Source organism: Verrucomicrobiia bacterium (assembly GCA_036405135.1).
Lineage (GTDB): Bacteria > Verrucomicrobiota > Verrucomicrobiia > Limisphaerales > JAEYXS01 > JAEYXS01.
This window is the reverse complement of record DASWYF010000022.1, coordinates 44,444-62,345: the sequence shown is the minus strand read 5'-3', so window position 1 is coordinate 62,345 and position 17,902 is coordinate 44,444. Positions and strand designations below refer to the sequence as shown.

The 17,902-nt window shown below is 54.6% G+C and carries 16 protein-coding genes and 1 tRNA gene; 9 read left to right on the top strand and 8 right to left on the bottom strand.

From position 1 onward, the window contains the following. Nucleotides 1–32: 32 nt before the first annotated feature. The 6 genes from VGH19_10755 to VGH19_10730 all read left to right on the top strand — a co-directional run bounded on the left by VGH19_10755 (nt 33) and on the right by VGH19_10730 (nt 5,754). Nucleotides 33–296, top strand: a complete 264-nt coding sequence (locus tag VGH19_10755) for a type II toxin-antitoxin system prevent-host-death family antitoxin (GenBank protein HEY1171840.1) — start codon at nt 33–35, stop codon at nt 294–296. Then, the gene (locus VGH19_10750; GenBank protein ID HEY1171839.1) at nt 293–709 is read left to right on the top strand and encodes a type II toxin-antitoxin system VapC family toxin; all 417 of its coding nucleotides are present in this window, start codon (nt 293–295) and stop codon (nt 707–709) included. The genes VGH19_10755 and VGH19_10750 overlap by 4 nt, the downstream gene beginning before the upstream one ends. Beyond that, nucleotides 706–1,410, top strand: coding sequence for a SprT family zinc-dependent metalloprotease (locus VGH19_10745; GenBank protein HEY1171838.1), 705 nt, complete (start codon nt 706–708; stop codon nt 1,408–1,410). The genes VGH19_10750 and VGH19_10745 overlap by 4 nt, the downstream gene beginning before the upstream one ends. Before the next feature lie 112 nt (nt 1,411–1,522). Beyond that, on the top strand, nt 1,523–3,001 hold the full coding sequence (locus VGH19_10740) for a long-chain fatty acid--CoA ligase (protein ID HEY1171837.1): 1,479 nt from the start codon (nt 1,523–1,525) through the stop codon (nt 2,999–3,001). A gap of 48 nt (nt 3,002–3,049) precedes the next feature. Continuing rightward, nucleotides 3,050–3,655, top strand: a complete 606-nt coding sequence (gene thrH / locus VGH19_10735; GenBank protein ID HEY1171836.1) for a bifunctional phosphoserine phosphatase/homoserine phosphotransferase ThrH — start codon at nt 3,050–3,052, stop codon at nt 3,653–3,655. A 95-nt stretch (nt 3,656–3,750) separates the two neighbouring features. After that, entirely contained in the window at nt 3,751–5,754 is a 2,004-nt protein-coding gene (locus tag VGH19_10730; GenBank protein HEY1171835.1) for a hypothetical protein, read from the top strand. A gap of 5 nt (nt 5,755–5,759) precedes the next feature. On the opposite strand, the gene VGH19_10725 is transcribed toward VGH19_10730, so the two are convergent. Continuing rightward, complete coding sequence (locus VGH19_10725; GenBank protein HEY1171834.1) at nt 5,760–6,743, bottom strand: NAD(P)H-dependent glycerol-3-phosphate dehydrogenase; 984 nt, start codon at nt 6,741–6,743, stop codon at nt 5,760–5,762. Then, nucleotides 6,740–7,381, bottom strand: coding sequence for a glycerol-3-phosphate 1-O-acyltransferase PlsY (gene plsY / locus VGH19_10720; GenBank protein ID HEY1171833.1), 642 nt, complete (start codon nt 7,379–7,381; stop codon nt 6,740–6,742). Before plsY ends, VGH19_10725 begins: the two co-directional genes overlap by 4 nt. Nucleotides 7,382–7,477: 96 nt before the next feature. Here plsY and VGH19_10715 point away from each other — a divergent pair, with 96 nt between their 5' ends. Then, nucleotides 7,478–8,536 carry a Gfo/Idh/MocA family oxidoreductase gene (locus VGH19_10715; protein HEY1171832.1) on the top strand — a complete coding sequence of 353 codons (1,059 nt, stop codon included), beginning with the start codon at nt 7,478–7,480 and terminating at the stop codon, nt 8,534–8,536. Then, entirely contained in the window at nt 8,533–9,720 is a 1,188-nt protein-coding gene (lpxB, locus tag VGH19_10710) for a lipid-A-disaccharide synthase (protein ID HEY1171831.1), read from the top strand. Before VGH19_10715 ends, lpxB begins: the two co-directional genes overlap by 4 nt. Here lpxB and VGH19_10705 read toward each other — a convergent pair. Genes VGH19_10705 through VGH19_10690 form a run of 4 tightly spaced genes read right to left on the bottom strand, consistent with a single transcriptional unit; the run spans nt 9,711 to nt 13,513 of the window. Further along, on the bottom strand, nt 9,711–10,367 hold the full coding sequence (locus tag VGH19_10705; protein HEY1171830.1) for a hypothetical protein: 657 nt from the start codon (nt 10,365–10,367) through the stop codon (nt 9,711–9,713). The two genes, lpxB and VGH19_10705, sit on opposite strands and share 10 nt — an antisense overlap. Before the next feature lie 10 nt (nt 10,368–10,377). Further along, on the bottom strand, nt 10,378–12,411 hold the full coding sequence (locus VGH19_10700; protein ID HEY1171829.1) for a hypothetical protein: 2,034 nt from the start codon (nt 12,409–12,411) through the stop codon (nt 10,378–10,380). Nucleotides 12,412–12,420: 9 nt separating this feature from the next. Beyond that, nucleotides 12,421–13,053 (bottom strand): prepilin-type N-terminal cleavage/methylation domain-containing protein, encoded by a 633-nt coding sequence (locus VGH19_10695; GenBank protein HEY1171828.1) that lies wholly within the window; start codon nt 13,051–13,053, stop codon nt 12,421–12,423. A gap of 1 nt (nt 13,054) precedes the next feature. After that, on the bottom strand, nt 13,055–13,513 hold the full coding sequence (locus tag VGH19_10690) for a prepilin-type N-terminal cleavage/methylation domain-containing protein (protein ID HEY1171827.1): 459 nt from the start codon (nt 13,511–13,513) through the stop codon (nt 13,055–13,057). A gap of 244 nt (nt 13,514–13,757) precedes the next feature. Between VGH19_10690 and VGH19_10685 the strand changes: the two genes are divergently transcribed. After that, nucleotides 13,758–13,832, top strand: a tRNA-Lys gene (locus VGH19_10685). A gap of 222 nt (nt 13,833–14,054) precedes the next feature. Here VGH19_10685 and VGH19_10680 read toward each other — a convergent pair. After that, the gene (locus VGH19_10680) at nt 14,055–15,401 is read right to left on the bottom strand and encodes an amino acid permease (GenBank protein ID HEY1171826.1); all 1,347 of its coding nucleotides are present in this window, start codon (nt 15,399–15,401) and stop codon (nt 14,055–14,057) included. A 67-nt stretch (nt 15,402–15,468) separates the two neighbouring features. Continuing rightward, complete coding sequence (locus VGH19_10675) at nt 15,469–17,841, bottom strand: transglutaminase family protein (protein ID HEY1171825.1); 2,373 nt, start codon at nt 17,839–17,841, stop codon at nt 15,469–15,471. Between the last annotated feature and the right edge of the window lie 61 nt (nt 17,842–17,902).

Genomic DNA, 17,902 nt, shown 5'->3' with positions numbered 1-17,902 from the left:
TAAACTGGTTAAAGACTGGTTAATTTAAAGCTATGGCAACTATAACTGCATTTGACGCCAAGACGCGCTTTGGCGAATTGCTGGACCGCGTTGCGACCGGCGAAGAGATTGTCATCACCCGGCACGACAAACCGGTTGCACGAATTGTGCCTGAAAACCGCAACAGCCTCGCTGACGTACAGGACGCTGTAAATGGCCTCAATGAATTAAGGCAGCAAATCGCCGCCCGCAAGCGAAGCGGCCGCAAGCTGACCGATCAAGATGTCCGTTCTGCGTTGGAGGAAGGAAGGAAGTGACAGATCCATTCGTAGTCGATAGCTCCATCGCTATTGGCTGGGTCCATCCCGATCAATCAACGGATTTGTCCGTCCGCTTGCTAGTCGATGTCAAGCAGGGCGCGAAACTTCATGTCCCCTCCCTATGGTTCATAGAAATGGCCAATGTGCTAGCCGTGCTGGTTCGCCGTAAAAAACTGACTGAAGCCGATTGCTCCACCGCATTAGCTCGACTGGAACGCTTGAACTTACAAGTTGACCACGAATCAACCGTAATCGCTTTTACACGTTTGTACACCTTGGCAGAACAGCATGGATTGACCGTCTATGATGCAGTTTATCTCGAATTAGCCATCCGCAAATCACTGCCACTGGCCACTAAGGATGCCCAATTGCAATTCGCCGCCAGAAAATGCGGTATCAAAGTGCTGTGACAGTCAGTGATGAGATAGTTCTGTCGAGTGAATCAGGTGAGATACCGCTGAAAATCCACCACAACCGCAAAGCTCGCCGTTACCTCCTGCGCATCCGCCCGGACGGCAGCTTGCGCGTGACCATCCCGCGTTATGGCAATCGTGAAGAAGCCATGCGCTTTGTCGCCCGTCAAAATGAGTGGATCATCCAGCATCGCGCCAAGGTTTTAGCCCGCAAACAAATCGCGCAACCTGTCATGCACGGTTCGCTCATCCGGTTTCGCGGAGAGAAAATCCCACTGCAAGTTCATACTCACGATTCCATCCACACTCTACATTTCTGTGATCAGATGATCAGCAGCAACGTCGCCAAAGACGACTGGCGACCGCTCATTGAACTGCACTTGCGAACGCTTGCGGAAGAAGAATTTCCCAAACTAGTCCAAACCTTGGCCAGACAACATGGATCGGAAGTAAAACACGTTTCGATCCGCGATCAGAAATCCCGCTGGGGTTCTTGCTCTGCGCGCAAGACCATCTCGCTGAACTGGCGACTCATTCAAGCACCTCTCTTCGTGTTGGAATACGTCATCGTGCATGAGCTTATGCACTTGCGGGAGATGAACCATTCCGCCCGTTTCTGGCAGCACGTCGCCAGCGCTTTTCCTCGACATAAAGAAGCGGAACAATGGTTGAAAGATTTCGGCAAAGAATTGCGCTGATATTTCTCTCGCCGTGCAACACTGACAAGCTACCGGACGGTAGGATATATTCGTCCGTATACGTCCTATTTTCTTTTCACACTAAAGCGAAACAGGTATCTAAGTCCGCACAATGAGTCTCCACGAGGAATTTATCGACATGGCCGGTTCATCGCTGTCCCGCACGGCGATTTTTTGGGGTGATGACAAGATTACTTATGCCCGCTTGCTCGCGCAGGTCCGCGCCCTGAGCCAGCGTTTGATCAATGAATTCGGTTTGAAACCTGGTGACCGCGTGGCCGTGTGGGTGAAGAATTGCCCGGAATTTCCCGTCGCCATCTTCGGCTCCTGGCATGCTGGCGGAGTGGTGGTGATGGTGAACAATTTCCTCAAGCCGGATGAAGTCGCCTTTATCCTTAATGATTCTGGGGCGAAGATCGTTATCACGGACCAGAGCCTTACCGAACATCAGGCCAAGGTGAAGACTCTCGTGCCTGATATCCGTTATATCTTCGTGGAGCAATTCACCACCACGGAAGACGACTCCATCGAACCCGTCCGCCGCTATAAGAACGAGCTGGCTGCCCTGCTCTACACCTCAGGCACCACAGGTCGTCCGAAAGGCGCGATGCTCACGCACGGCAATTTCCTCGCGAACGTGAAGAGTTGCGTTCAAGCACTGGAGATGACAGCGGATGACCGCATCGTGGTCATGCTCCCGCAGTTCCACAGCTTCATGTTCACCGTGGGCTCATTGCTGCCGCTCATCGGTGGCGCGAGCATTTTGCTCGTGAAATCGCTGCATCCGATGAAGCACGTGCTCGAAGAAATCATCCGCCATCGCGGCACAGTTCTTCCTGCCGTTCCGCAAATTCATCGTGCACTCGCTTCCCTGCCGCAAGGCATTGAATTGAATCTCCGCCTTTGCGTTAGCGGTGGCGCTCCGTTGCCGATGGAAGTCTTGCATCAATTCCAACAACGCTTCCCCAAGATCAAATTCCTCGAAGGCTACGGTCCCACGGAGAGCAGCCCGGTCGCCTCGGTGAATCCCATCAATGGACCGCAAAAGCCCGGTTCCGTTGGTGTCGCTATTCCCGATGTTGAACTTAGCATCCGCGATGAATCGGGCAATGCCCAACCACACGACGTGACCGGCGAGATATGCATCAAAGGCCCGAACGTGATGCAAGGCTACTGGAAGCAACCGGAGGAAAGCGCCCTCGTCTTGCGCGGCGGCTGGCTCTACACCGGCGATGTCGGCCATCGCGATGCGGACCATTTCTTCTATATCACCGATCGTAAGAAAGACATGTTGCTGGTGAACGGCATCAACGTCTATCCGCGCGAGATCGAGGAAGTCATCTATAAATTCCCCGGCATCAAGGAAACCGCCGTTATCGGCAAACCGGATGCGCGCCGTGGTGAACAAGCCGTTGCTTTCGTGGCATTGAACGAAGGTGTGACGCTGGATGAAAAAGCCCTGCTCGCCTTCATCCGCGAGAAGATGGCCGACTACAAAGTTCCGCGCAAAGTCATCGTCGTGCCTGCCCTGCCGCGCAATGCGACAGGTAAGATTCTTAAGACGGAGTTGCGCAAAGTGGAGATCGATTGAAAGGTCTAATCTCGACAAAACCCGCATCCATCTCCAACCTCCCGCGCCGTGAAACAACAGACGATTGTCACCTTGGATTTGGAAGGCGTTTTGGTGCCTGAGATTTGGATCGCCGTCGCCGAAAAGACGAAGATTCCCGAACTGCGCCGCACCACGCGTGATGAGCCGGATTATGACAAGCTCATGCGCGGTCGTCTGGAGATTCTCGACCGCCATGGCCTGAAACTCTCCGACATCCAAGAAGTCATCGGCACACTCAGCCCCTTGGCTGGCGGCAAGGAATTCCTCGATGAACTGCGTTCCTTGACGCAAGTGATCATCCTTTCGGACACCTTCGAAGAGTTCGCCCAACCGCTCATGCGCCAGCTCGGTTGGCCCACCATCCTTTGCCACAAGCTCGAGGTGAAGGAAGATCGCATCGTGAACTACAAGCTGCGTCAGGATAACCAGAAGCAGAAGGCTGTAGCTGCGCTGAAGATCCTAAATTACAAGATCATCGCCGCCGGGGACTCTTTCAATGATACGACGATGCTAGGTGAGGCGCATGTGGGCTTCCTCTTCCACTCACCCGAGGCTATCAAGAAGCAGTTCCCGCAGTTCCGCGCAGTGGATGAATATTCCGATCTGCTAGGTCTGATGAAGGCAGAGCTGTGACCGTTTTGACCTTCAAAACGTCACCAGTTTTTCCGGGACAATTCTTTACATAAATTGGCTTACCCCGTAGCCTTTCGAGGTCACGGGGTATCGCCATGAACCAGCAGGAAACCATTCCGTCGGGCTTTGCGGGATTGAAGCCAAAGCCGCTTCCCAGCTTTGAAAACAGTGGTGACGTTTTCTGGCATAAACTCGGTCGCGCAAGCATCGACTTCGCTGCGCTGAAAGATTCCCGGGACGATCACCGCACCCGTATACATCTCAAGGCTCCAAACAAGCCGTGGTATCACTCCCTTGCCTCTGATCTGCGTTTTTCCGATATCCAATGGTTCATGGACCCGACCGGACGGATGCTGCCGCCCAATCGCCACGGTCACCCTGACTTCGCCCAAGTATTCCCCGGTTACCCGGAGATTCCCGTGGAAGGCCAAGGCGATGAGCTCGGCGAAATCTTCACAGAAGCAGCGGACACCGTTGTGCTGCGTCGCGGTGAAAAGGGCATCGAAGTTCTCCTGACCCAACGTGCTTCCGGTTACTTTGCGTTACCCGGCGGCATTCGCGCTCAGAATGGTGAGGGACAGTTGTACGAGATCAATGACGCGGGTGTTTACCGGCAATTGCCCGAAGGCCGCGAGACATCTGCAGAAACGGCGCGCCGGGCGTTGAGGGAAAAGGCGGGCATCGACCTTCCAGCAGAAGCTTTCAATCGCGTCGTTTACAGCGGCATCGTGGATGATGTGCGCAATTCCAGCGGCGCGGCCATCTACAGCACCGTTTACTCGTATGTGGATGAAAGCAACTCCATCAAGACCACTGCGCAAATCTTGAGCGGCATCATCGCTCCGTTCATACCACTACAGGAGCTGTTGCACAATCACAGCGAGCCGACGCTCGGGGGACTATGGGGCAGCCACTCTTACTTTCTGAAGCAGGCTTTGTGGAATGAATTCGTAGTCCAGCCGAAACGCTTCAAGGAGCTTACCGAAGAAGAGCGCAATGCACTGCGCGAAGTCCTCGCTTACGATCCATTGGATGGCCTCTTGGATGATGAGGTGGCTTATGCCGCGCAGAACCAGTGGGCCAGTGTGCAATGGAATCATCGCCTGCCCTGGCCGGTGCGCGGTCCCCTCATGACTCCCTTGGATGGCGGCTATCTGCTTCCGGGCATGGAAAAGCTGCAAGGGCATCTCGGCTTGGTCCCGGCGTGGATCATGAAGAAGGCCCGACGTCTGCCGGAATACAACATCGATGAATTGATCTCCGATCTGGAACTGCATCGCGATAACCACTCGGACATCCCGGAGTATATCAATTTCCGCTACCTTGAATCGCTCAAGCATGAAACACCCGAGCGTATCAAGAAGTGGATGCAATATCTGGGCAAGGAAGCCATTGAAGCGAACCGCATCTGGGTGCGCAGCGCCATGGCGGTGCTGAAGCGCTTGGGCATTGATAAAAAGCAGCTTGGCTCGTTCCGCCCGGGATCACCGACTTTGGAAAGCCTGCTGGAATTGAAACGGCAGATGATGGCCGTTGAATGCGCCCGTTCCATTCCCGAGATCGTGCAGATGTTGGCGGAGAATGATCAGGCGAATGATTTCATGGTGGTCTCGCACACCTCGTGGCGTGAGAATACTTACAGCAAAACAATCCAACCTGGCCAGATCACCACGAATCCCTATCGCCCCGGTGAACGCAGCGTGGTCATCCGTGGCATGGTGCATGATCTCATCGCGAATGTGCGCCAGGATTTGGCGGAACTGGAAAAGCAGACTTCCCCCAGCGATAGCGATCTGGCAGTGAAAATTTCCAAAGCTATCGGCGCACGCGTCAGCAAGCTTCGTCAGGAGTTGGAGGCGAATCCTACCGTCTCAGGAGCCCAATCGTTTGCGCTCATGTTGCAGATCGGTCGCGCGCTGGAAGATCTCGCCCGGGACCGCGCGTTGCCACAGCTCTTCCGCACACAAGCCACCAATCAGATCAACGATCTCGTCTATGTGGTGAAGATGGACGCGAATTCTGCGGTGATCTCAGGCATCCTCAATGCCGCCCGTAAACAAGGCGCACGCCTGAAATACAAGATCGAGCCGGAACACTAAGCGGCTTAATCCTCCGCCTTGTAATCACGCGAGAGCAAGTCTTCCACGGCTTTACCCGGGTTCTTGCCCTCGTAGAGCATGGCGTAGATCTCATTGATGAGCGGTGCCTCGATCCCCTTCTTCTGCGCAAGCTGATGCGCTGAACAGGCCGTGGGATAACCTTCAGCCACATGCACACCAGTGAAGAGGATTTGGGAGATCTCTTCACCTTTGCCCAGACGTTCACCGAAAGTGCGATTACGGCTGTGCTTCGAGAAGCACGTCACCGTCAAATCTCCCAAACCGCTCAAACCCGCGAATGTCTCCGCTTGAGCACCACAGGCCACACCCAATCGGCTGATTTCCACAATGGAGCGAGTGATGAGCGCGGCCTTGGAGTTATCACCAAAGCCCAAGCCATCGCACACACCCGCTGCGATCGCGATGACATTCTTCAACGCACCGCCGAGTTCCACACCGAGCATATCGTTGCTGCTGTAAACGCGGAAGTAAGGACGATGGAAAAGCTGCTGCACCTTTTTGGCAGCCTTCTTATCCGGGCTGGCGACGACTACCGCTGATGGAATATTACGCGCCACTTCATGCGCGATGGACGGACCGGAAAGCGTCACATGCACGCCTTTGGGCATCGTCTGCTCCAAGATGCCGCACATCGTCAGACCAGTATCATACTCGATGCCCTTGGTGACGCTGACCACCAGACCGGAATAATCGGCCAAGCGTTTCGTCACCGTACGAAATGCCTTGGATGGCAATGCGACCACGAGGCATTCGCTGCCTTTGACCGCTTTAGCGAGATCGGTTTCCAGCTTAAGACCCGTGGGCAATTTCACGCCCGGCAGATAGCGCGTATTGATGCGCGTGGTCTTGAGGTCTTGCAAGTGCTGGGGATTGTGGCCCCACAGGGTCACGTCCGCACCTTCCGCCTGATGTAACAGGCGGGCCAAGGCGGTGCCCCACGCACCCGCTCCAAGAACAGTGATCTTCATGCCGGAGGTTTGGTCTTGTTGCCACCGATACGATTTTCCGTCCCGGCGCGCAAGCGCTGGATATTGGCGCGATGCTTATAGATGGCAAGCACGGACATCACGGTGGTGATGACGATCAAAGAAGTCCGTCCATGTAATTGCCATGTGGCAAACGGCAGCACAACCGCCGCCAAGATCGAAGCCAGAGAAACATACTTGCTCGCAAAGAAAACGATGAGCCATGTGGCCAACGCCACGAGGAACGCATATGGCACCAAACCAATCAACACGCCCGCCGAAGTTGCGATCCCTTTTCCACCTTTGAACTTCAGCCAGCAGGTGTAGTTATGCCCCAAGACGGCGCAGATACCGGCCACGATTTTCAGATGATGGCGGATATCGTTTCCACCTGCCGCTTGATCGCCCAAGAATTGCCACACCAGATTTGCCACTAACCCCACCGCCAAGAAGCCTTTCAGCGCATCCACGGAAAGAACGAAGATGCCCGGCCCCTTGCCCAAGATGCGAAAAACATTCGTGGCCCCGATATTACCGCTGCCTACAGAGCGGATATCGATGCCTTTGGCCTTCGCCACAAGATACCCCGTGGGGATAGATCCCAAAAAGTACGCGACGATAGCGGTCACCAGATAGACCATTGTTTCCACGCGCGAAATGTAGGCAGTTCAACGGACCGGACAAGGCTCAAATTTTTGGCGTGTCAGGGTGCCACCTCACAGGCAGACTGCTGCCACATGGAATCGGGCAAGTCAAATCAACGTGTGCGGGTCGGCGTCATCGGAACCGGCTCGCTGGGCAAAGAGCATGCGCGCCTCTATGCCGAGCTGGCAACGGCGGGGCAATGCGAGTTCGTAGGCATCTACGACTCTTTTGCCGATAATGCCCAACGTGTGGCCGACAAGCTGGGTGTCAAAATCTTCCCGACCATCCAGGGTCTCGCTGAAGCCGCCGACGCCTTTAGCGTAGTGACCCCCACCATCACCCACCATGCCATCGCCAAGGATTTGCTCTCCCAAGGCAAACATGTGCTGGTGGAAAAACCGATGACCGAGCGCGCCGATCAGGCCGCTGAACTGGTACATTTGTCCCAGCAAAATAAACTGATCCTCCAGGTGGGTCATGTAGAGCGGTTCAATCCGGTTTTCGATTATCTGCAAAAAGCCGCCACGCAACCCAAGTTCATCGAAGCACACCGGCTCTCCCCCTACCCTGCCCGCAGCATCGATATCGGTGTGGTATTGGATCTGATGATCCATGATCTCGATGTGGTTCTGGCGTTCGTCAATTCGCGCGTCGTGAGTGTGGATGCCGTAGGTATTCCCGTGCTAAGTACCACGGAAGACATCGCGAATGTTCGCCTACGCTTCGAAAATGGTTGCGTGGCGAATCTCACCGCCAGCCGTATCAGCCCGGAGCGCATGCGCAAGATCCGCGTGTTCAGCGGCGGCACGACGAGCAGCAGCTACATCTCGCTGGATTACCGCGCGCAACAAGGCTTCCTCTATCGATTGGCCCGTTCTGATGAACAGGAGTCATCTTTGCTCAAGAAATTGCTGAGCGCGAATGACTCCACGATCGTGAGCGAGTTCGCTGGCAAGAAGATCGTGCGTGAACCGGTGCCGATCGTGAAAGACGAACCGCTCAAACTGGAACTGCAGCATTTCGTATCTTGCGTTCGCGAACGCCAGCAGCCGCGTGTCAGCGGTGAATCCGCCAAACAGGCTCTCGACCTCGCCTTGGAGATCACCGAACAGATCACGCGCCAAGGCGCGAAGATTCCTGCGGGCTCATGAGCAAGCGTTTCATGGTGGTGGCTGGAGAAACCAGCGGCGACACGCTGGCGGCAGAACTTGTCCGTGCCATCCGCCAGCAACCTCAGTTCAGCCGCGAACCTTTTCCGCCCACATTCTTTGGCGCGGGTGGAAATAAAATGGCGGAAGCGGGTGTGGAACTGTCCTTTGATCTGACCAAGCACGCGGTGTTCGGATTCTTCGACGTTTTCAAAAAATATCTCGAATTTCAGCGGCTCTTCAACCAGCTCGTAAAACTGGCGGAAGACCGGCTGCCGGATGTTTTCATCGGCGTGGATTACTCCGGTTTTAACCGTCGGCTGGCTCATGCCTTGAAAGAACGCGCCCGCGCCCAACAAGGCCCGTTCACCAATTGGCGGCCGAAGTTCGTCCAGTTCGTCTCTCCGCAAGTCTGGGCTTCACGCCCCGGACGTGCTTATCAACTGGAAGAAGATCTCGATCTGTTGCTGAGCATCGTGCCGTTTGAAAAAGAGTGGTACGCCAAGAAGACCCCGAAACTTCAGGTGGAATATGTCGGGCATCCTGTGGTGGACCGGCTCAAGGCATTTCGTGAGAAACGGCGGGTCATGGGACCAAAGACAGAGAAACCCGTGGTGCTGCTTTTGCCTGGCAGCCGGCGCAAGGAAGTCTCACGACATCTCGAAGTGATGCTCGCTGCTGCGGCACAGATACGCACGCAAGTGCCCGCCGAATTCCGGATCATCCTGCCCAACGAAAACTTGGTGGAACTGGCGCGACCGATGATCACCGATTCCTCCATCAAGGTGCAAATCGGGGGATTGTCTGAAGCTTTGTGCGAAGCCACCATGGCGATCGCCTCTTCCGGCACGGTCACCACAGAGTGCGCCTACATGGAAGTACCGACCGTAGTCCTATACAAACTGTCCACTCCCGAATACTGGATCGGGAAACAGATCGTGACGGTGGAATATATCGCACTGGTAAACCTCATCGCCGGGAGGGGCATTTTTCCAGAGTTCATCCAGCAGGCAGCTACCGTAGAGAACCTCACGCAGGCATCACTGCACTGGTTGAAAAGTCATGAACTCAGACAAAGTATTGTCACCCAGTTGCAGCCGATCTTGGAAACTTTTGGGGAGGGCGGCGCCCCCTGTCGGGCCGCTGCGTTGATCGCAGACCTGAAACAAAGCCGTTTTCAATCCTGATTGGCTGGTCCCTGACGTTTCAAGTCTTTCTCATATTTCGCAAACTGCAGCGAGGAAGCGATCTGTTTCAACGCATAGAAGGCAAAATCTTTTTGAGATCCGTAAGCAGTAGCACCCAAGATGATGATTCCTGAATCGCTCTGGACAACCTGAATTTGAGAGTGGCGTGTATTGCTGTCGGCCCCTGATTGAACTGTATAAACCAAATACTTTCTGCCATCGGCAAAGACAGTAGAGAAAACCGGCACACCTTTGCCGAGGTCATCTGAAATCAAGGGCAGAACACCTTCATGGGTGAAGTCCACCTGTTTGACATCCTTGAACTCGGCTCTGACCCATCCCTGGCGGCTAGAATCAAGATAAGCTGTGATTTCACGACCACTTTCAGAAGCTGAAAACTGAAACCGTGCCGGAACGGTCAGGCCGATGATGCTCCTGCCATTACTGACACTGACAAGCGTCGAATAGAGCTGGCTGCCGTTGTAAATCTTGGTCGCCTTGAGTTTTAGTGCGGGTGATGAATTTGTCCCGCCAGGATTCGCATCAGCTTGAGCCAATTGTGTTTTTTGGGCTGTGGTTTCTTGGGCAAAGCCAGTCTCTGAGTTCAAGAAAACGGCCACCACGGCGGCGAGGATGAATGGTCTCATAGATTAGATCTCAGTAACCAGCATATGTGGTCGAATTGGGCGGTGGTGTCGTCCATTTCAAACGTTCCAGCACCCGCACTGCAGGTGTTCCCGGCGGCAATTTGTTTGGATTCAGAAAGTTCTTGTCGAACGACCAGTTACGGGTCGGAGGATTATAATAAGTATCCGTCTGGCCCGTAGTGACGAACTGCCCATTGGCTTGCTGACTCTCAAACAGGCAGACCAAGGAACCGTTGATGGTGCATGTCCTGTTCGACCAATCCTCAAGGAATCGGGGCAGGTTGTGTGCACCACCACTCGGAGGATCATCGCCGTTTGTGCCGCCCGCTTTTACATTACCCGTCAATATGGCAGCATTCACAGTAGTATCCGAAGCATCACGGTCTGTGTAGCTTGCAGAACCCTGACTGTCCTTCCAATTCGAAGAAAGAATGGTCAACGCATCACAGACGAGCGAGGCAGGCTTAACATCCGAGGTATTGGTTGTGCCCAAGTGCGCCGCAGTGGGGCAGTTGTAGCTGCCCGCCACGTACAAACCGTTGGGAGTGGAGACGGTCAGGCCATTTGAAGGCAAGGAAATGCCGTTGGTGAGCCGCACGGCACCCATACCTCCATCATTTACTGTAGTGACTACATTCGTGATTCTCGTGGTGAGAGTGTAATTACTGACAAGTTTATACCTGTAACGGGCACTACTTTGGCCTGCGGTGCCAGAGTACAGCCAATTCGTCGCAGCATTGCCGGGGATATCAGAAAGTCTCACGCCACCGCTGTTCGGCTGTGTAGAACCCAGGTTTGTAGTGATGGTAAGTTTGGGCGCCACTATAGGACCAGGCCACGAAGTGGAGGTGGTGTTTGTGTTATAAATGTTCGTCGTGTAGTTCGTAGAGTAACCGCCACGACTGTCATCAACGTAAAGCAAGGAAGGAACTGTAGATCCCAATGTACTGGCGATCACTGTGTTCGTGGCTATGAACGTCTTGAACTTCGCAACATCGATTTCCGTGATAAGCTGGGTGCGGTCCTGACGCTGGTCATACATTGACTTGTTGGTCGTCACGAACGTCAAAACATGGTTTGTGGGAATGGCGTTTGAGGTGGTCGAGAACGGGGTCTTCACGCTCATGGAAACCACGTTATTGCTCACCAAGAGCAAAATCTCCGATTTATTGTAATAACGCTCCTTGCCCATCGCCGAGTTCGGAGCCTCACCGCTGTCCGGACGCTCGATCACCTTATGCACGGCAGCAGAGGAGTTGTTCGTGCCGATGGGCAGAGACATCGGAACACCGTTTGTCGTCTTTTCCTGGTTGAATGTGATGACACCAGATGAATTGACCGTATCAACACCATTCCACAATCCCGGCTTGATGATCACACCTACAGCAGTGACATCTTCAAAAAATGTCACCGGCGAAGATCCGCCAACATAGATGGAACCGTTACTGTGAACGCGCCCACGGATGTTCATGGTGGCGGCTTTCACGAATTCAAGCAGATCATTGTAGAAAATGGCGTACTGGAAAATCGGGATGGTAGTGAAAGCCACTTCTTGCTGCACCGCATTGGTCATGGTGAAACGGCCGTTCACCATGCGAGCATTGGAGACAATCTTGTAAGGGATGCGCGTGCCGCCCAGACCTGAAAAACTGGACCCTAGATCGCTCGAAAAATAAGACGACCCATTCTCACCAACGTAAGTCTTGTTCGTATTGCCCTGCGCATCTGAAAACTGGAATGAAGACCAATATGTGTTCTCCGCATAGGTCGGCACCATCGCCCGGTAATTGTTCATGTTGTTGGCGATGCCCGGCTGGCCGTACGTCTTAAAGTCCATGATCATGTTGCCGACCACTTTCTCAGTGGCCGCCTCGGCTGCCAGCATGGTGGAATTGTACTGGTTGTTTCGCTCGTTCAACTGGGCGGAGTTGGAGGTATAACTCAGCGAGGCAGTCATCAACAGCAGGCCGATGCTGATAAATACCAGCACCAACAACAGGGCAAAGCCCCGGTTTTTACGTGCGAATCTTAGAAGTAGCTTCATACAACACCTTTAATAGACGGAGCGCCGCGCGACACGCGCGGAGATCTGGAAAAACTCGAAAAACTGGTTTGTACCGATTCTGACTTGCGGATACCGCAGTTGATAGAACTGGAACTTCACATCGATCACGGCACTGTTATCGTTCTCGGTCAGCACATTGGTGCCGGTAAAATCGGTGGATGCAAAGACTATCTGGTTCGTGAGGTATTCTGCGATGAGTTGAAGCCCCGCAGCAGGTCCGGGCTTGCGATATAGTGCAGAGGTGGTGCTGTCACGGTAGTAGCGCACCCACGAATTGGAATTCGTTGTCGCATGCCAGTCCGGGCGGTAGATTTGGATGGCGTTGCCTCGCTGGGCGCTGCCTGCGGTAGCCTGGGTGAAACTGCTGCTGGAGCCAGTGCCCACTTGTATCTTTTGCGCCGCACGGACTTCCGAGATGAGCAATCCCAAACTGATACGCGCCGACTCGCTTGCCCCAAGTTTGGCCCGCGTAATCTCATAAAAACGCAGGCCGTTGATATGGGAATAGATGATGCCGCCTGAAACGATGACAAACAGGGCCATCGCGACCATCAGCTCAGTCATCGTGAACGCCAGCCTGGTCCGACTGAGCCGTTGGGAGCTGGAAATGTTTATTTTCATATCAAACTCCAGGCGAGCGGTAGGTCACCACAGTGTTGGTGTAGATGCGACCGTTCATGAACGGCCACTCGCAGTCCACTCGGATCATTTTGATGTGGGGACTGGTGCTGATGGTGTAGATATTGATCTTATTGATACCGTACACCATGTTGGTTCCTGTGATCGGGATATCCATCAAGACACGTTCTTCTGGAAAATTGGCCGTTGTCAGCATATCGACCACCGGATCACGGCTCGGATCCCACTTGGCCGCCTTGGTTCGCTCCAAAACCTGAAGCGCAGCCGCATGGGCCGCCAAAGAATAACCAGACCACTCCGCCCTCCTGGCAGAAATGATGTATCCGTAAATGATGCCTCCGATGGCGATGGCGGAAATAGCCACAGAGATAACCACTTCAGGCAGGGTAAATGCCCTGCGCCTCTTAGCTTTGCCACCTGACCAATATTTCGTGAGATTCATGTTGAAAATCAGCTAATTTAGAGCCATTTAGATTTCACGCTAGATTCTTTACACCCTACGTCAAGGGTATTATGGCCCTATTAAAACGCCAGCAAAATCCCGCAGTTCATTCTATCGCAAGGGTTTCTGTTTTCGGAACCTCAGTTTAAGTTAGTTTGAAAATATTTCTCACTGTCAGCAAATTTTTCCATTTCAAACTATTGACAACATCGCTTACTTCAATATCCTGCCGGTCCCATTTGGGGCCTCGGTAGCTCAATGGTAGAGCAGTTGACTCTTAATCAATTGGTTTTAGGTTCAAGTCCTAACCGGGGCACCACTTTCGACCTTTTCACCCTTTCATCCCATTGACAAAAGGGGCTGCATGGCATCCCATTAACGTTTTCAATAGCACCTTACGTACCAATATCACCAGTGCATAAAGCCCTACCGTAAGTTATTTCAGCCCTATTTCTATACATGCAAAATTTGTTGCACAGGCAGGAAGACAATGAAGCATCGCAAATCCGTTGAATCCCCTTCGAACACAGGGGTTTCTGGTTTATTTCTCCTCAATAACCGCGTTTCCCACCACTTTGGGACGCAACACAAAATACAAAGCCGCGATTACTGCGATGATGAAGCCGGCGATGAGGGGAGCTTTTTTATCCGCTCCAGCCGCAGTCAATCTGGCAAATATGAGACAGAGGCAGACGATGACACCCAAGACCGGCACAATCCTGGGTATTTCCATACTGCCCTTGGGTTCATCGGGACGGCTCTGAAGTATAAACAACGCCCCGTTCACCAAGCAAAAGCACGTCAACAACAACAGGCTGGTGGCCGAGGCCAACTGGCTAATATTCGCCGAAAGGGCTAGCACGACCACAATCACAGTCAGAGCCAAAGTGGCGATGTGTGGTGTGCGAAAACGCGGGTGAACTGCTCCCAACCGCTCCGGCAACAGACCCTGCCGTGCCATACCGTAGAGCAAGCGTGACCCCATCACACAGTTCAGCAATGCCGTGTTCGCCACCGCGAAGAGCGTGATAAAGGTATAAACTTCCTTGGGCATCCAAGGGGCCGCTTTTTCCACTATTTGCGCCAGCGGTGCTCCCAGCTTGGAATCTCCCAGATTCTTGGCCTCCACCACAGATACGGCGGTGATGCTCACCAACATATAAACTACCGTCGCCACCAGCACGGCGATAATGATGCCCTTGGGCAGTGTCTTCTGCGGGTCTTTTACCTCTTCCCCCACATTCAGCATGTCCTCAAATCCCACAAAGGCATAGAACGTCAACACCGCTCCGGATAGCAGCATGGACATTCCCAATGTGCTCCCTTGCGGCACCTCCAGGTAATTCACCTTGCCCCAATACTTCGCACCCACGAAGATGACGAATAACAACCCACCGATCTCCACTGCCGTACATACGAGATTCGCCGTCATCGATTCTTTGATGCCGATGAAATTGACGGCGGCGATCAACAGCAGGAAAGCCACGAGGATCACCTTCACGGGTATTGCGGGAAACATGCCGCCCAAGGTCGTGGCGAACACATTGCTGCCAGCCGCCATGGAGGTCAGACCAGACGCCGTCACCGCCAGCCCGACCACGTAGGATAGAAATTTGAAACCATATGCCCGCTCCGTGACATAGGCCGCTCCACCGGCACGGGGATAGCGTGAACCAAGTGAGGCATAGCATAGGCCCGTCAACAACGCCGCGATCATGGAGACACCGAAAGCCAGCCACACCGCGTTGCCCATCATGCCCGCCGCCACGCCGATCGTGCCGTAGATGCCCGCCCCCACCATGTCCCCCACACCATACACCACGAGGGAAAACAACCCGATATGACGTGCCAGTTCCGGTCCGGATTTTTGCGATTTTCCCTCAGCCATAAAACCACCTTAAGAAATGACCGTGCACGAAACGAGGGAAAACCTCCTCCTCGTGAACCTTTTCACCTCACAACGACCGGTACAACTCCGCGACCTTGTCCAGGTCCACCCCCTTCGGTTCATTGTCCAGTAACCACCGCAAATCTCCCCGGCTCCCCTGCGTATCCCCCATCTGCAAGCGCATCCCAGCGCGGCGCAACCGCATCCCTGCATCTTCCGGCATCAGCGCCACCATCGTGTCCAGATAACGGACCGATTCCGCCGGTGTGTCTTTATCCAGGCTGCTGTTCAGCAAGTTCGACAACATCCGCACGACGATCTGCCGTTTCGTCATCGGCTCGAACGCCTCCTCCTGCGAACGCCCGCGCTCATTGAAGCGCACGATCAATTCCGCTTCGAGCTGGCTCATCGGCTTCCCGCCCTCGAACACATCGATGAACTGCGCCTGCCCTTCCTTCGGCCGGTGTTGCACCACGAAATGCGTCGGCAACCCGATGCCCACCATGTCCTCCACCCCGATGCGTTTCGCCAGCTCCAGATACAGCACCGAGAGCGTGATGGGAATCCCCTCCCGATCATCGATCACATTGCTCAGGTAACTGTTCGCCTTGTTCTCGTAATCACTCCGGCTCCCGCGAAACCCATTCTCCGCGAAGAGATAATCATTCAGCAACTTGATCCGTTCCTTCGCCGTCGCCTTCTCCGTCAGGCGCTCGCGCATCTCCCGCGCCATGCGGTCCAGTTGCTTGCGATACGGTGTCACCTCCAGCTCTTCATTATCCAGCTTCGCCACCAGCATCGCCGCCTCGAAAAGATCCGCCTTCGCCTCGCCATCCGCGAACAGCTTCGTGAGTTGCTCCTGCACATTCCGCTCGTGCACCGCGGCGGCCAGGCGTTTCAATTGCTCCGCCTCCTTCTTCACCGTCTCCGCGCGCTCCGTCAAAATCTTCCGCCCCTCTTCGCCGTGTAATTGCAACGCCTCCACCAGCTTGCTGTCCGGCAGAGTTGAAGCTTTCATCCCCTTCAACTGCTCCTCCACCTTCGCCAACGTCGCCTCCGAGGCCACCCCCGCAGGCAACTCCTGTCCCACCTGGAATTGTTTGAACTCTCCCACCGTCTGCCGGAACTTCGCCAAACCCACCTTCCCCGTCACTGGAGCTTCCCAAGGCACCGTAGTAAAAGGCTGGCCGTTCACAAAGCACTTGATGACCTTCCCCTCCACCTTCACGCGCAATTCATTCCAGTCACCCGCCACATAATATTGCGAGGGCAGATCCCTCAACACCTGCCACGAATACACGCTCGGCCCGTTGAACCGCGTCAGTCGCAAGCGCCCATTCGAGGGATAAAATCCGAAATGTTCGTTCTCATTCTCCCCGCCGAAGATCAAACCCGCCGCACCGGATTCATCATCCATCTTCACCTTCACCGCCACCTCGAATTTCTCCTCCGGCACCGCCGCCTTCGAGAGCAGGATGGATCGCCCGCCAAATCCCGCCCCCGCTCCCTCCACGGAAAGCAGCCCGCCCTTCTGCACCCAACGCGCACCAAAGAACGGCTCCCACTCCTCTGTATTCACCGTCGCGATCGTCAGCCAGCGCCCCAGCGGCACCGGATTCGGCCGCTCCAGCAACGGCTTCAACGCATTCACCGGCATCGCGAAACCCAAGTTCCTCGTCACCGCATGCTTGAGTGTCAGCACCCCATGCACATTGCCGAACATATCCAGCAACGGCCCCCCGCTATTCCCCGGCTCCAGCGGAATCGCCAACTGGATCATCTCGCTATATTCAAATTCCCTCCGACCCGACACCACCCCTTGCACCACGCTGTATTCGAGCCCCTGCGGATTCCCCAGCGCCACCACACTCGCCCCCTGCTTCAGCGCATCCGAATCCCCCAGCGGCAACGGCGTCAATCCCTCCGCCTCCACCTTCAAGATCGCCAAGTCCATCTTGCGATCCCACGCATACACCTCCGTGACCGTGCGCTGTTTGCCATCGGGAAACGCCACCTTGATCGGCCGCGCCTCGCCGATCACATGAAAACTCGTCGCGATCAACCCCTTCGCATCGATCACAAACCCGGAGCCCACCCCATCCACCTTCCCATCCCGCCCGTAATGCGAGATCACCACCAGCGATTTCTTCGCCCGCTCCGTCAACTCCTCCACCGACATCGCCCCCGATTCCACCCGCGAATCCGTGGTTTTCTTATCACCCGTTTTGCTCTCCGCCTTCGCGGGCGCAGTCGCCTTAACCGGTGCCTTTTTCGCAGTATCCTTGCGCGGCACAACCCGTTGCTGCGCCTCAACATGGGAAGAAAAACCGGCGAACGCCATCAACCCGATGGCCAACCAGATGCGAACGGTACGATTTTGCCTGCGCATGCTGCTTTCTTGGACGCCGACCTCCGGCATCCCCATCAATAGAACTGCCATTTTGCTCCTTTGGCAAAAACAATGTGCTACCCCACTTCAAACTTTCCGCCCTTCCGCAAAG

What these genes read in the sequence shown, in the direction of transcription:
- VGH19_10740 (HEY1171837.1), top strand. Translation starts at nt 1,523, where the DNA reads ATGAGTCTCCACGAGGAATTTATCGACATGGCCGGTTCATCGCTGTCC.
- VGH19_10680 (HEY1171826.1), bottom strand. Translation starts at nt 15,401, where the DNA reads ATGGCTGAGGGAAAATCGCAAAAATCCGGACCGGAACTGGCACGTCAT.
- VGH19_10695 (HEY1171828.1), bottom strand. Translation starts at nt 13,053, where the DNA reads ATGAAAATAAACATTTCCAGCTCCCAACGGCTCAGTCGGACCAGGCTG.
- VGH19_10730 (HEY1171835.1), top strand. Translation starts at nt 3,751, where the DNA reads ATGAACCAGCAGGAAACCATTCCGTCGGGCTTTGCGGGATTGAAGCCA.
- VGH19_10725 (HEY1171834.1), bottom strand. Translation starts at nt 6,743, where the DNA reads ATGAAGATCACTGTTCTTGGAGCGGGTGCGTGGGGCACCGCCTTGGCC.
- lpxB (HEY1171831.1), top strand. Translation starts at nt 8,533, where the DNA reads ATGAGCAAGCGTTTCATGGTGGTGGCTGGAGAAACCAGCGGCGACACG.
- VGH19_10705 (HEY1171830.1), bottom strand. Translation starts at nt 10,367, where the DNA reads ATGAGACCATTCATCCTCGCCGCCGTGGTGGCCGTTTTCTTGAACTCA.
- VGH19_10755 (HEY1171840.1), top strand. Translation starts at nt 33, where the DNA reads ATGGCAACTATAACTGCATTTGACGCCAAGACGCGCTTTGGCGAATTG.
- VGH19_10700 (HEY1171829.1), bottom strand. Translation starts at nt 12,411, where the DNA reads ATGAAGCTACTTCTAAGATTCGCACGTAAAAACCGGGGCTTTGCCCTG.
- plsY (HEY1171833.1), bottom strand. Translation starts at nt 7,381, where the DNA reads ATGGTCTATCTGGTGACCGCTATCGTCGCGTACTTTTTGGGATCTATC.
- VGH19_10675 (HEY1171825.1), bottom strand. Translation starts at nt 17,841, where the DNA reads ATGGCAGTTCTATTGATGGGGATGCCGGAGGTCGGCGTCCAAGAAAGC.
- VGH19_10690 (HEY1171827.1), bottom strand. Translation starts at nt 13,513, where the DNA reads ATGAATCTCACGAAATATTGGTCAGGTGGCAAAGCTAAGAGGCGCAGG.
- VGH19_10715 (HEY1171832.1), top strand. Translation starts at nt 7,478, where the DNA reads ATGGAATCGGGCAAGTCAAATCAACGTGTGCGGGTCGGCGTCATCGGA.